Raw genomic sequence first — 13,565 nt, 5'->3', positions numbered from 1 at the left:
AATGATACTCTCCGACAAATCTTCAAGATATACGATTCCATTACTTGGTTATTGCAAGCCGTAAATAATAAAAACAACTCACCCCAGAATTAACAGGTGCGAGTTGTTTGTAGTAGTATCTTCTATTGGCATTATAAATTGCTTATTACATACACCGACTTGATATAAAGTTGAATCGACCCAATGAAAACCAGATGTGAAGATTGTTTCATATGGAGAAAGAGATTTTACATGTAACATCTTACACTGAGCGCAAAAATAACTATTCATATTAGATCCCCCTTCAAGCGTTCATATCGAACCTCCATCTAAATCGACCGCAATATCAAATACAAAACAGGAGCAACGAGTATTAGCATTCCTGAATTAAAAAGCCAGCTTGAATTTGCCAAATCGGTATCCAGCTTATAGAGCTGCGGCGGTACCAAAGAGGTGAAAGCCGGCGGCATGGCCGACAAAATCAGCATGACTTTAAGCACTAGGTTCTCATGAATTTGCCCGAGCCCAAGCACAAACCCTAACGCAGTAATAATCAACGGTACCGCCACAAATTTCACAAGTGAAATCGAGTAACATTCTTTTATGTAGCTCCGAAGAGCCGCGAAATTCATATTAAAACCGATGGGGATAACGATTAAAAATGTCGAGAGCGGTACCATATAAGAAATGATAGTCCCGTAAACAGCCGGCCTCTCCACCCCGAGCATATTAAACAAACAGCCCAGTACAATTGCCAATAAAGATCCTATAATAAATGGATTGTTTATCAAATGCCGCAGCTTCGATTTGTCCCTATCTATAACCTCACTATCGCCAAAAGATTTGGCGATTGGAAAGCCAACGGAATAATAAAGAAATTCCTCCAGCAGGCGAAACATGGCAATGTAGGGCAGACTTTCTTCACCTATGAACACAAAACAGAAAAAAGTACCGAAGTTGCCCATATTTGAAAATGAACCAGAAACAAACATAGAACCTGTCTTAGCCCGGTCCAGTTTCAGAAATTTTGATACCCCGACCGATAAAAGACCACCGATTACTAAAGTAAGGACACCAAGAAAAGGAAGCACAATAAGCTTTAAGCTATCTAGCTTTACCGTCCAAAAGGCTCCCGTAATAATAAAAGGGCTCACAAAAAATAGAACCCACTGAATCGTCTTTTTTAAGAATGTATCGAGCGGTGCGTCTTTGAAAATTTTTTTATTCTCCCAGAGTCCTCTCAACGTTTTGCCAAGAATTAGGCCAACAACGATGATTCCTAGCGGGATCAAAAGCTTCTCCATGCGTCAGACTCCTTTTATTCTCGAACGAAAAGAGGAGGAGCTTTAAAATAACGAGCCCTCCTTTCTTCATGTCAAATATATTGTTTTAAATAATTCAAATCATTCGCAATGCTCCGGAACTTGTCTGCCCGCTCCCCATCGCTTTCAACGAAGGCATATTTCACATAGCCCAACTGTTTGATTTTTCGATACACCTGCTCAAAATCGAAACTTCCTGTTCCAAGATCTACAAACAGATCAGGCCGTCTATACTTCATATGCAGGTCTTGATAGGTCAGCCCCTTATCAGCTTCGGTTAATTCATCAAAAATATTGATAGGATAGGAAATGTCCTTCTTCAAGTCTCTCTGATGAACCATGTCGCAACGCTCCCCTAGCCACTCTAGTACAGCGACAGGCTCGTTTCCTCCCCTTGTAACCCAAACCAGATCTAACTCGACCTTAAGGTTGGAGGGGTCCGTATTCTCTACCAGTAGATGGAACAACGTTGTGTCATCTTCCTTTTTAAATTCAAGCGCATGATTGTGTATATATAATTGGATACCGTTTTCCCGGCAATTGATTCCGATCTTGTTCAACTGCTCCGCTGTTGTTAAGGTATCATGAATAGTGTCTATACGAAGAATCGGAATAACAATCCGGTTAACGCCAAGCTCATAATTGTACTTTATGATAGAATCCCAATCCACCTCATTCAGATTTACCCCCGGCATGATCCCTTCATGAGCGGCAATTGGGTTTAAGCCCAGCTCAGCAAGTTTCTTCTTCAAAGCAGGCAAAGGGATTGTATCGCCAAATCTGGCGCCGTGCTTATTGGTAGCTATCAACTCGACGTTTCTGTAACCGCACTCCGCTACCCGTTCCAGGGTTTTAAAATAATCCTCATTTAAGGCCTGATTCACAGAAAATAAATTGATGCCAATTTCCATTCCGTATCGAACTCCTATCCTTATAAAGTTTATTTCACAGCTCCACCAGTCAACCCGGATACGATTTTTTCCTGTGCCAAGAAATATACGAGCAGGATCGGCAGGCTTGCCATCGTCAAAGCCGCCATTAAGGCTGGAACATTAACGGTAAGCTCGCCGTAAAACTTTTGCATTCCAAGAGGGAGCGTCATGTGCTCAGGACTATTAAGTAATACCAGGGCAAAACCAAACTCCGTCCAGATATGAATAAAATTGTAAATGACGATCGTCGCAATAGCGGGAGTCAGCATGGGAAGAATGATGCTCCAGAAAATACGGCCATGCGAACAGCCGTCAATTTCTGCCGCTTCCTCCACCTCACGGGGCAGCTCGGACATAAACTGCGTTAAGATGAATATCGAAATCGGCAGCCCAAAACCGACATACGGCCCAACGAGTGCCAATAACGAATCATAGATGCCCATATCTTTCGTCAATTTAAAGATCGGAATTAGTGTGGAGTGAATTGGCAGCATCATCCCGGCCACAAAAAGCATGAAAAGCGGCTTGCTTAATCCGAAACGCATACGGCTTATTGGATAGCTCGCCCAGGCGGCTAACAATACAATCAGTAACACAGACAAAACCGAAATATAAACGCTGTTCATAAAATAACCGGTGAGGCCCATTCGAAACGCAAGCAAGTAGTTGTCAAATCGGATGGTTGTGAATAAGGAAAACGGATCCGTGAAGAACATCTCCTGCGTTTTAAAGGACGTCATGACCATATATAAGAAGGGGTAACCGGTGAAACCTAGCAGTATGACGGCAAATGCATATAACGGCACGGATTTGAGAGCGCGAATCGCCATTAGTAGGCCCCCTTCTTTTTCCGGTTGTATTCGACATATTGAATGATACCGCCTGCCAAAAAGGCAATCAGGAACATCATGAACGCAATTGCACTGGCATACCCCATATTAAAATTGATAAAAGCTTGTTTATACATGTAAATCCCTAATAATTCCGTAGCATTATTGGGTCCGCCGCCCGTCATGATATAGAAAATATCAAATGCTTTTAAAGAGCCTACCACGGCCAAAATCGAAGAACTCACAATCGTAGGTACAAGCATTGGGAAAGTGATATGGGTAAAACGCGCCCATGCTCCCGCTCCGTCTATAGAAGCAGCCTCGTATAAATCCTCTGAAATGCCAACCATCGCCGCCTTGAACAAAATCATGTAAAAGGGTGCAAACTGCCAAACGATAACCATCAGAATGGAGGCCATCGCCGTTTTGCCTTCACTCAGCCAAGCGACATTCTCCATGCCGAAGAGCCCAATCAGCTTGTTGAGGGAACCGTTTAACGGATCAAAAATAAATATCCAGAGCATACCGATCGCCACGGTAGACATGAGAAAGGGCATAAAGTAAACCGTTTGAAAAAAACGCAGTCCTCGAATGGAAGAGAAAAGCAATAGCGCCATAAGCAGCCCCAAGGGGATTTGAATAAATACAGAGGAGAATACAACCTTAAGGTTATTCGCAAGAGAGGTCCAAAACTCCGCTTCAGCGAAGAGTCGGGTATAATTATCAAAACCGACATAGGTTTTAGCGGGGCCGCCCTTCCAATCAAAGAGGCTGTAGTAGAAGGTCCCGTAGATTGGATATAAAATGTAGACAAGATATACGAGAAGCGCTGGCGCAATGAACCACACGACAGTCATCCTCTTGGACCAGACCTTTTTCTTTGTCATTGCCAGTCGGGACTTGTTGTCCACAGAAGCCGCAATCGTAGTATCCATAATCCTCACATCCTTCTTTTTAGAAATAAGGGGGGGGGATTACGCATCCCCCCTTATTGTACCGATGAAATTACTTGAGCATTTGTTTGGCCTTCTCTTCCATTTTCTTGGCCGCCTCTTCAGGCGTGATCGACAATCCGAACACCCCTTGCGTTGTATCCTTATGCAGCTCGCCAAGATCCGGCGGCAGCGTCTGGTCATAAGGCCAGAAAATCGACTTCGCTTGCTTGACCTGTTCGGCTATTCGCTTGGCGTAATCATCCTTATAATTCACACCGTTCACCGCAACGACGCTACCCGTACGATCCGAATAAGCCTGCGCTGTTTCCACGGTGGATAATTCCTTCACCAATTCGATCGCCAGCTCCGGGTTTTTCGACTTCTTGGAAACTGACCACACCGGTGCTGTAGCGCCCTGTAAACTGGAAGTATCTCCTTTACCGCCTGGTAACGACGGGAATGGGAAGAAGTCCAGCTTTTTCTCGAAATCCGGCTTCTCCTGCCGTACATTGTTAACAATCGAATTGGACATCAGCATGATCGCCGCTTGACCTGTATAGAGAAGCTGGCGTCCTGCGCCGGCGTCGTAAGGAACGCCGTTAAACCCTTTGTTGAAAGCATCCCGCTTGACAAGGTCCTGGATATATTGGCCTGCCTTCACATACCCCTGGTCGTCAAACCCTCTGCCTTTACGCCCTAATGCGCTATTGAACAAATCAGAACCTTCCAGGCGATCGGCAAAATACATCAGATAATAAGCTCCCGGCCATTTGGACTGATTCGTTAAGGCGAGGGGGATCACTTTATTCTGCTTTAGCGTATCGATGACCTTCGTGAACTCATCCCAAGTAGCTGGAGGCTTGAGTCCGTTCTTCTCAAAAATCTCCTTGTTGTACCAAAATTCGGCTATACTCAAACCAAGAGGCAAGCCGTACGTCTTTCCGCCAAAGGTCGCGTTATCGAGCGCAACCTTGCTGAAATTGTTCGCGTCAAACTTCCCAGTAATATCCAGAACATTACCTTGATCAACAAATTCCTTCAGCCAACCTCCGCCCCAGGAATGGAAGACGTCGGGTGGAGTACCTCCGGACATGGCTACGGCAAACTTTTGCTTATAGGTGTCGTTAGGCGTTTGCAGCGATTTGACTTCCACATCAGGATGTTTCTTTTTAAATCGTTCGACCGCTTCCAAGTATACTTTTTCTTTATCGCCGGGATCGATGTACCAAAACTCCAACGTTTTCTTCTCGCCGGATTGCCCTGTGCTTGCCGTTTTCGTTTCGGCCGGTGTGTCTTGTTTCACAGTGGTAGATGGTGAGCTCCCGCACGCTGCCAAAAACATCATAGATAATACCGTAATCGATGCTGCTACCTTCTTCATAGCCAACCTCCCCAGTAGTTTGAACTTGAAAGCCATGTATCTTGTAGTCTTGTTCGTTGTTTCTGTTTTAATTGTAAGGATAATTCTAGTATCTCTAAAGGGGAGAATATTCGTATCAAGGTTAGAAAATTTTCGGTTAGACTTGTTCCCGGTACTCCGAAGGGGTTTGACCGAAATGCTTACGGAACAGCTGGCTGAAATATTTGACATCTTCGTATCCTAGCGACCGCGAAATATCGCTTACTTTGACTGACGGATCCTTCAGCATTTCCCTGGCGAGTTCCAGCTTCTGCTTCACCAGAAAATCGATAAAGTTGCTGCCGGTCTCCTTTTTAAAAACCTCGCTAAGATGGCCCGGATGAAGATGCACGTGGCGTGCGGCCTGGACCAAGGTCAGCTTCTGGCTGCCTATATTGGCTCTCACGAAAGAGATGACGCGCTCTACGTAACCAGTCGGTCCCTTGGACAGGCTCTGCCGGTATACATTCATCAAGGCATGCAGGTAATGCTGCAGCGAATCGCGAAGCGTGGTCTCGCCGTTCGCTTCTCCCCAAGAGGTGAAATCGGAGATCTGCGCTTGGCCTGTTTCGGATTCGCTTGCCACCCTCTCCAGCCAGCGAAAACCGGATATCGCAAGCGATTGAATATACGAAGATAACGAATCGTAAGTCGCATCGGGATGCACCAAATATTCGGAAATGCGGGAGCCAATCCATTGGTTAAGCCGCAGTTCATCACCTGACAGCAGCTGCTGCGAGAGCTCGGATTCTTCTTCGCGGGAGCAGAGCGTTCTCCAGCCCTTACGTGTCTTGATTAACTCATAACTCCAAATCCGTTCCTGCACGTACATCGTCCAAAATTTCGACGCCTGTACCGCGTTCCTATAAGAAATATGCAGCTCATTCCCGCTGTTTACCGGAGTGCCTACTGCGCAATAAAGTGTACACTTCAGCAATTGTTCGATTTTGGCCAATAATGTCCGGTATCGCCCTTCCACACGCCAACCTTCCTCGACCCTTAATACAACTGCCAGTGTGGAGGTCATATGCATCGTTTCGCAAGGAATCATCTCGCGCAGCATGTTATCGACCGCAAATTGCAGCAACGGTCTGTTACTTTCTTTATCCCCCCACCCTGCCGCCTTGATCAAAAGCACCTGAAGCTGCATCTCTTCTGGCTTTAAGAGCGGAAAGTAGTCGTTAAGCAGATGATTTCCCTCGTTTATGCCTTCCGTCAGCAGTTTTTCAAGCCACCGTTTTCGTATTTCTTTATCTTTCAGATTCGCTTGATTCTGTGTTTCCCACTTATTGCGGATGCGCTGCACAGCACGGTGCACGGCTTGAATAATATCTGCCGGCCGGCTTGTTTTCAGCAAATAGTCACTCACCTCGTTGCGAATTGCTTGTTGCATATATTCAAAGTCATCATAGCCTGTCAGCATAATGATCTCTACGCCAGGCAATAGCTCCTTCGCTTCTTTAGCCATTGTTAATCCGTCTTTTCCGAACATGCGGATATCTGACAGGATCAGATCCGGCCTTTCCGCCGGCATCCGCTCCAAAGCCTCCTCAGCGGACTCGGCAGGCGGCAGGAAGGTAAACCCGAGCTGCTTCCAGTCGATAACCTTGGAAAGGCCCTCCCGAATAATAGCTTCATCATCGACGATCATAATTTTCATGTCTATTCTCCTTTACCGGAATGATGAACGATATCCTAGTTCCCTGATCTTCCTGGCTTTCAATGGCCAATTCAGCAGATGGCCCGTAATGGAGCAGAAGCCTCTCATTCACGTTTCGCAGCCCGTAGCTTCCGAAGGGGACACTTGGCTGTTGATCCATCGATTGCTGTATATCAGCGATCAGCTTGTCAAGCACAGGCTGCGGCATACCGACGCCGTCATCCAATACTGAAAAGCGAATACCCCTGTCTTCCTTAACTGCGCTGACATAAATGGTACCCCTCCGCTTAACCTTTTGCATGCCGTGAATCATCGCATTTTCCACCAAAGGCTGCAGAAGAAGCTTTAGCATAGGCAGGTCTTCAATCCGATGGTCAATGTCGAACTCCAGATCGAATGTATTAGGAAAACGGATGGATTGAATGACCGCATAATTTTTGACATGCAAGATTTCTTGTCCTACTGAGCAATAGTCGTTTCCTTTATTTAAGCTAAATCGGAGAAAATCGCTAAGCGCACCGACCATCTCGGCAATCCGGTGTTCATTGCTTATCAACGCGATCCAATGAACGGATGAAAGTGTATTGTATAAAAAGTGCGGGTTGATTTGTGACTGCAGTGCACGGATGTCCGCTTCTTTTTTTCGGCTTTCCATTTTGATTAGCCGCTCCTTCAGCTTCTTAATATGCTCCCCCAGCTGATTGTAGCTGCCGACAAGCTGACCCACCTCGTCCGGAGATTCGAACTGATAGAGCGGTATGGGCTCGTTCGGATCGATTCGTACAAGAAGCCGCCGCAGCACCTTTAACGGCTTTGTAACGTGGCGTATGAAAAACAAATTCAAACCAAACGTCAACAATGCCGCCAAGCTTACTGCGCTCCCCGTCAACAGCCAGATGTAGCGGTACTCCTCCGTATAGAGCTCGTACGGTACGAGTCCGACCAGCGTCCAATTGAGATCCGGTATGTGCTGATAGAGAACCGTCTGTTTGTTGTCTTCCCCGCCATAGGTAAACGTATCCTGTTTCTTCTTCCATTCTGCCTGTTCGGAACCGGGGAATAGCGCATCCCATTGCCGGGAGAGCCAGTCCTTCTTGTTCCCCGAGATGACAACGCCTTGTGTGTCGAGCAGCAGCAGATCCCCTCCTCCCACACCGAAATTCGGCTTATCGAAATAGCCGGACAGCTCTTGCACATTCACACTGATGCAGATAAAGCCTAGAGGCTCGAAGTTATTTGTGCTCTTGACAGCCCGCAAGAAGGAGAACGTATATTCCGGTCCGTTCATCGAATGCGCCAAATATAGGGTAGTCCACTTTTTGCCGCTAATATTCCAGTCCTCTATCACCTTTGACAAATTGGAGGAGTATATATTTTGCGTGTGCAGCGGTGTCGTTTTGTTTTTGGAATAAATCGAAATATTGGATATATAGGCCTTCGATTGAATAAGATTCGTCGTCAAAGTCAGAATGCGCTCGCGTTCGGGAGAATCGTAATCGAAATCGCTCATGTACTGCTGGACGTCCTTATCTCCTGTGAGAAAGATCGACATCTCCTCGATATCCTTCGTGATAAACCGGACGTTCGTTTGAATACGGCTAATGGCATCCATCCCGGTTTGCTTCGTTTTCTCTTCGCTAATCCGAGCCGAAGTAAAGAAAGAAAATGCCCCGAGAAGTATCAGCGGAATAGTCGTAGCCAAAAGCATCATGACGGTAAGTTTTACTTGCAGGGATTTTCTTATATATTGTCGCATGGGATCTCCGTGCCGTCCTTTTCATCGGAATTTGCCAAGCACGTTGGCTTGCGTATCTTGCAGCTTCTGGGCTATCGCCGCCGGACTGCCTCCCTTTAACAGCTCCTGAATTCCTTCATTGAGCGTTTCCACCGCTGCTGTAGTCAGCTGTGTTTCATAGGCGGGCAGGAGCTTCACACGTTTCATGAAATCGTGCAGCTCAATGAACAACGGGTGTGCAGCCGTACGGTCTACGTCTACCCGATAGCTTACCAGCATATTGCCGTTTAACATTTTCCTTTGCGCTTCAGGACTAGCCATCGTGTAAATTAGCTTTAAGGCCGCGTCCCTGCGTTCCCCTTCCAGCTTGGCGTTTAACGCAAAGCCTTTTCCCACCACACCGGAAGTTGCCATTTGCTCCCCTTTGCCGCCCGGGATTGCTGGAAGTACGGTAATGTGAGTCGATTCCAACACATCCTTTGGCGCTTCCGCAATTAGTCTGCCGACGGCCCAGCCCCCTTCAATAAACATCGCCGCCTGCTTGTGAAAATACATTTGTTCCATCTGGTTGCTGTCGATGAAGCCAAAATTGTCCTGAAACGCTCTGGCGCGAGCCAATTGTTGCATTTTTGCAAGCGCATCCATAAATGACGCATCGGTAAACCTGGCCCCGCTCTGCGACACGACATTCATAAACCAGTCGGTTCCCGTAATCCGATCGGCAAGCGTACTGAAAATACTTGAAGGAGCGACCCAGGTCGATTTGTTCCCCAGCGCAATCGGAGTGACTCCATGCTTATTAAATGTGCTGATCGCTTGAAGCAATTCTTCCCACGTTTGAGGGACCGGTACACGGTATTGATCAAATATAGCTTGATTGTAGAACACTAGAGACGTAGGAGATATGGTCATCGGTACGGAATATTTTTTATCCTCTACGGTGAAGGCATCAAACGAACGCGGTTCGAATCCATTCGCCCAGTCTGAATTCGCTTTCAATAAATCGTCGATTGGCTGAATGAGTCCTCCTCTGACGAACTCGCGTGTCATGGAATCGGGACCGATCAGGAAAACGTCAGGAAGCTCGTCTGCCGCAGCAATCGTTTTAATCCTTGACCGGTAGACATCCGGGATCACGCTTTGCAAGCGAAGCTCGATTTGCGGATTGTCCTTTTGAAACTGGGAAAGCAGCTCTCTCATAATGTCCGAGGCCGAATCCTGCGCTGCCCAATCGTGCCAGACGGTTAGCGTTATTTTTTTCGGCTCAGCGTCTGATTGTGCAGATTGAACGGTAGGGGCCACCGATGCGCAGCCTGCAATGAGATTACATATGAGGATCAAAACGAATAATTTCCAGCTTCCGGATGTAAAATTGTATCTCATGTACCCTACACTTCCCTTCGTTTCCCAGTATACAAAATATCTTATCATATTTTCATAGCAGACGGAGCGCCGAAACAGCTTATGTGCTTCGTCGCATCCAGTTAACTTGTAAATAAGAAAAACCGTTAGGGCACCCCCTGACGGTCCTTTTGAGTTTGACGTACATCAGTAATCTTGTATACATGCCCGCGAAGACCGAGCCTACGCTAACGCCCATTACGTCTGCTCGACCGGCTGAGCAAATAGCCGAATTTCGTTGGTTAGAGGGGAACTAATAAGAAAAGGCTGCCCACAAGGTTTATCTACCTAGCGGAACAGCCTCTTCTTTTTAGCTTCATTATTTTGTATTCAAATCAGCGATCGACTCGATATTCATGTATGCGGGAACAACTAATCCTAGCTTTGTACCATTCAAGTTCGGTCCCAAATCTTCATATTTACCGGCATATTTATCAAAGTAATCCTTATGCGTTGTTGGAAGCCAAGCTGCTACCATCGCATCCGCACTTCCATCGGAGATTCCCGCCCACATGGGACCAGCTTCGACTTGAAGCATTTCTACTTTATATCCAAGCTTTTCTTCTAAAACAGCTTTTACGACGTTTGTACTTGCAATCTCGGAATCCCAGGCCACATACGCTAGCTTCAACTTCTTACCCTTCTCTTGGGAGAGATCTTTTACCCAGCCACCAACCTTGCCGGCATTATCCTTTACCCAACTGGATGCTGCCTCTTCCGGCTTTTTACCATCAATGATCGCTGACATCACAACGGCCATCTCCTCGGGCGTCCATTCAAACCTATCCAGCATTGTGTATGCGGATGGAGCTTCCTTTTTCAAGTTATTGCGAACGATCGTATGGATTTGTTCATCTTTACCAAATACACCTTTAGGGTCGCTTAAGTATTTGAGGTCATATTTAGCGAACATCCAGTGAGGTGTCCAGCCTGTCACAATGATCGGCTTCTTATCTTTATAAGCCTTATCAAGAGCTACGGTCATTGCAGCGCTTGAACCTTCTACCAGCTTCCACTCCTTCAAATCGTAATCTTCGATAGCCTGAGCGGTTTGTTTCATCAATCCCGCCCCAGGGTCGATCCCAATTATTTCATGATTGACCTGGCTTCCGAGGCTTCTCTCTGTCGACGACGATGCTTCTTTGGAGCACCCTGTTATTACGGTCACAGCAACCAAACTGGCCAACATCAAGGCTTTCGCTTTATTTTTCAACATGTTCATACACTCCTTTTTCTTTTAAGAATGTATTGAGTCATACGATCAAGAAGTATGGCTAATACGACAATGGACAAGCCTGCTTCAAACCCTTGGCCCGTTTTAATCTGAGTCACAGCGCGGTAGACGTCAGCCCCTATACCTTGGGCTCCAATCATGGATGCGATGACAACCATCGATAACGAAAGCATGATCGTTTGATTAATTCCTGCTAGGATCGATGGCATGGCTAGTGGGAATTGGAGTTTGAACAACTTCTGTGAAGGTGTTGAGCCAAATGCATCTGCAGCTTCCACTAAATCCGCAGCCACTTGGCGAATACCTAAATTGGTAAGCCGGATCGTTGGTGGCACAGCAAAGATAACAGAGGCAATAACCCCGGGAACGACACCTAGTCCAAAGAACGTTACAGTTGGAATTAAGTAAACGAATGCTGGCATGGTTTGCATGAAATCCAGCAATGGCGTGACCATGTTGCGAAATTTATCGCTTTGTGCACACCAGACTCCGATAGGGATGCCAATCACGATGGAAATTAACGAAGAAGTTAGAACAAGGGCCAATGTGTCCATCGTATGGCTCCAAAATCCTAAATTATGAATTAACAAAAGACCAAGTGCTGAAAATAGAGCAAGCGACCAGCGTCCTAAGTAAAAGGCCAGTACACTCATAATTGCAATGAATAATAAGACCGGTACACCATGAAAAACAAAGGATAAGGCATTCACGCATCCCTCTATGCAAGCCGAGATGAAATGAAAGAAAACAACCAAATTCACTTCCAGTTTATCAACGGCAAATTCCACCCATTCATCCAGCGGTATCTTGGGGATCATCCCTTCGCACCTCCTCTTTAGTAACGGGTTGCCCTGCTAATGCTCCAAGGACGGCTCCGCGAACAATGACACCAATAATACGATTGTTATCATCAACCACGCCCACCGGATATTTAGAAGTTCCGCATATTTCAAATAACTCATGTAACAATTGCTCAGGTGCTACAGTAGGCACATTCCGGATGACGATCTGCTCGAGTGTTTTTCCTACTCGAACAGCTTCAGAAGCATCTTCAGCCGTGATGACGCCAAGCAGTTTTTTTCCGCGATCAACTACAAACAAGTTCGATATCCCGCTTTCCCGCATAAGTTGAAGAGCTACCCGCGGGCCTCTGTCCAGCCCAACCGTTTCCGGCCTGCGCATCACGGTTGAAGCAGTTAAAACCTTAGACAGGTCTACATCTTCGACAAATCTCTCTACATATTCATTAGCAGGGTTCATCATAATCTCTTCCGGCGACCCAATCTGAACGACACTTCCATCTTTCATCAGAGCAATGCGGTCACCAATACGAAGCGCCTCATCCAAATCGTGTGTGATAAAAATGATTGTTTTTTTCATTTTATCTTGCAGATCCAGCAACTCATCTTGCATATCCTTACGGATTAGCGGATCTAGTGCGCTAAAGGCCTCATCCATCAATAAAATATCCGGATCGTTTGCAAGCGCTCTGGCTAGCCCTACCCTTTGCTGCATACCTCCGCTTAATTGTGATGGCATACTGTCGGCCCATTCCTGTAATCCTACGAGGCTCAAGGCCTCCATCGCCTTTAAACGTTTCTCCTTCTTGCTTTTACCCTGAATTTCAAGACCGTATTCCACATTCTGCGCAACTGTTCTATGTGGGAACAAAGCAAATTTCTGGAATACCATGCTGATCGTCTCTCTTCGGACACGACGAAGCTCATCGTCATTCATTTCGACAATATTTTTGCCATGAATGTTGATGTTCCCTTTCGTAGGTTCAATTAACCTGTTTAGCAGTCGGACAAGTGTTGATTTCCCGCTGCCTGACAGCCCCATGATGACAAAAATTTCACCAGGTTGTACTGAAAAGCTGACTTCGTTGACCCCCACTGTATGCTTGGTATCCCTGTAAATCTGCTCTTTTGAATGCTGTTTAGCCATTAGCGGAAGAACAGACTCAGGATCAGGTCCAAATACCTTGGTTACCTGATACACATCAATAATTGCCATACGCTCACTCCTTTCTGTATGCGTTAATGCCCTCATGCCTACTTAAGTGTAAAGAACTAAAACAGGTTATGTCAACAATTAATTCCGTTTAATCTGTTTGTACAGAAAAAACTGTATGATAT

11 protein-coding genes are annotated in these 13,565 nt (G+C 46.1%); all 11 read right to left on the bottom strand.

All coding sequences use genetic code 11. From position 1 onward, the window contains the following. Positions 1 to 308 precede the first annotated feature (308 nt). Positions 309 to 1,283 (bottom strand): AEC family transporter, encoded by a 975-nt coding sequence (locus J2Z65_RS11525; protein WP_167066373.1) that lies wholly within the window; start codon positions 1,281 to 1,283, stop codon positions 309 to 311. 71 nt (positions 1,284 to 1,354) lie between these two features. Next, positions 1,355 to 2,212, bottom strand: a complete 858-nt coding sequence (locus J2Z65_RS11520) for a sugar phosphate isomerase/epimerase family protein (RefSeq protein WP_167066376.1) — start codon at positions 2,210 to 2,212, stop codon at positions 1,355 to 1,357. 29 nt (positions 2,213 to 2,241) lie between these two features. Continuing rightward, a complete protein-coding gene (locus J2Z65_RS11515) occupies positions 2,242 to 3,063 on the bottom strand; it encodes a carbohydrate ABC transporter permease (protein ID WP_167066379.1) in 822 nt (273 codons plus the stop codon). Then, positions 3,063 to 3,998 carry a carbohydrate ABC transporter permease gene (locus J2Z65_RS11510; protein ID WP_167066381.1) on the bottom strand — a complete coding sequence of 312 codons (936 nt, stop codon included), beginning with the start codon at positions 3,996 to 3,998 and terminating at the stop codon, positions 3,063 to 3,065. The genes J2Z65_RS11515 and J2Z65_RS11510 overlap by 1 nt, the downstream gene beginning before the upstream one ends. 70 nt (positions 3,999 to 4,068) lie before the next feature. Next, positions 4,069 to 5,379, bottom strand: coding sequence for an extracellular solute-binding protein (locus J2Z65_RS11505; RefSeq protein ID WP_167066384.1), 1,311 nt, complete (start codon positions 5,377 to 5,379; stop codon positions 4,069 to 4,071). A gap of 136 nt (positions 5,380 to 5,515) precedes the next feature. Continuing rightward, positions 5,516 to 7,057 carry a response regulator gene (locus J2Z65_RS11500; RefSeq protein WP_167066386.1) on the bottom strand — a complete coding sequence of 514 codons (1,542 nt, stop codon included), beginning with the start codon at positions 7,055 to 7,057 and terminating at the stop codon, positions 5,516 to 5,518. After that, positions 7,035 to 8,813: a cache domain-containing sensor histidine kinase gene (locus J2Z65_RS11495; RefSeq protein ID WP_167066388.1), complete on the bottom strand. Its 1,779-nt coding sequence runs from the start codon at positions 8,811 to 8,813 to the stop codon at positions 7,035 to 7,037. The genes J2Z65_RS11500 and J2Z65_RS11495 overlap by 23 nt, the downstream gene beginning before the upstream one ends. A gap of 21 nt (positions 8,814 to 8,834) precedes the next feature. Further along, positions 8,835 to 10,175, bottom strand: coding sequence for an extracellular solute-binding protein (locus J2Z65_RS11490; RefSeq protein ID WP_167066389.1), 1,341 nt, complete (start codon positions 10,173 to 10,175; stop codon positions 8,835 to 8,837). A 337-nt stretch (positions 10,176 to 10,512) separates the two neighbouring features. Beyond that, the gene (locus J2Z65_RS11485) at positions 10,513 to 11,409 is read right to left on the bottom strand and encodes a glycine betaine ABC transporter substrate-binding protein (RefSeq protein ID WP_167066391.1); all 897 of its coding nucleotides are present in this window, start codon (positions 11,407 to 11,409) and stop codon (positions 10,513 to 10,515) included. Between the two features lie 2 nt (positions 11,410 to 11,411). Beyond that, the gene (locus J2Z65_RS11480; protein WP_167066393.1) at positions 11,412 to 12,245 is read right to left on the bottom strand and encodes an ABC transporter permease; all 834 of its coding nucleotides are present in this window, start codon (positions 12,243 to 12,245) and stop codon (positions 11,412 to 11,414) included. Further along, the gene (locus J2Z65_RS11475) at positions 12,220 to 13,443 is read right to left on the bottom strand and encodes a quaternary amine ABC transporter ATP-binding protein (protein ID WP_167066396.1); all 1,224 of its coding nucleotides are present in this window, start codon (positions 13,441 to 13,443) and stop codon (positions 12,220 to 12,222) included. Before J2Z65_RS11475 ends, J2Z65_RS11480 begins: the two co-directional genes overlap by 26 nt. Positions 13,444 to 13,565: the final 122 nt, after the last annotated feature.

Source organism: Paenibacillus aceris (assembly GCF_017874035.1).
Taxonomy (GTDB): Bacteria; Bacillota; Bacilli; order Paenibacillales; family NBRC-103111; genus Paenibacillus_E; species Paenibacillus_E aceris.
The sequence above is the reverse complement of the archived record's forward strand: the minus strand, read 5'-3'. Positions and strand labels throughout refer to the sequence as shown.

Coding starts and splice junctions, on each gene's coding strand:
- J2Z65_RS11525 (WP_167066373.1), bottom strand. CDS start 1,283: ATGGAGAAGCTTTTGATCCCGCTAGGAATCATCGTTGTTGGCCTAATT.
- J2Z65_RS11520 (WP_167066376.1), bottom strand. CDS start 2,212: ATGGAAATTGGCATCAATTTATTTTCTGTGAATCAGGCCTTAAATGAG.
- J2Z65_RS11515 (WP_167066379.1), bottom strand. CDS start 3,063: ATGGCGATTCGCGCTCTCAAATCCGTGCCGTTATATGCATTTGCCGTC.
- J2Z65_RS11510 (WP_167066381.1), bottom strand. CDS start 3,998: ATGGATACTACGATTGCGGCTTCTGTGGACAACAAGTCCCGACTGGCA.
- J2Z65_RS11505 (WP_167066384.1), bottom strand. CDS start 5,379: ATGAAGAAGGTAGCAGCATCGATTACGGTATTATCTATGATGTTTTTG.
- J2Z65_RS11500 (WP_167066386.1), bottom strand. CDS start 7,057: ATGAAAATTATGATCGTCGATGATGAAGCTATTATTCGGGAGGGCCTT.
- J2Z65_RS11495 (WP_167066388.1), bottom strand. CDS start 8,813: ATGCGACAATATATAAGAAAATCCCTGCAAGTAAAACTTACCGTCATG.
- J2Z65_RS11490 (WP_167066389.1), bottom strand. CDS start 10,175: ATGAGATACAATTTTACATCCGGAAGCTGGAAATTATTCGTTTTGATC.
- J2Z65_RS11485 (WP_167066391.1), bottom strand. CDS start 11,409: ATGTTGAAAAATAAAGCGAAAGCCTTGATGTTGGCCAGTTTGGTTGCT.
- J2Z65_RS11480 (WP_167066393.1), bottom strand. CDS start 12,245: ATGATCCCCAAGATACCGCTGGATGAATGGGTGGAATTTGCCGTTGAT.
- J2Z65_RS11475 (WP_167066396.1), bottom strand. CDS start 13,443: ATGGCAATTATTGATGTGTATCAGGTAACCAAGGTATTTGGACCTGAT.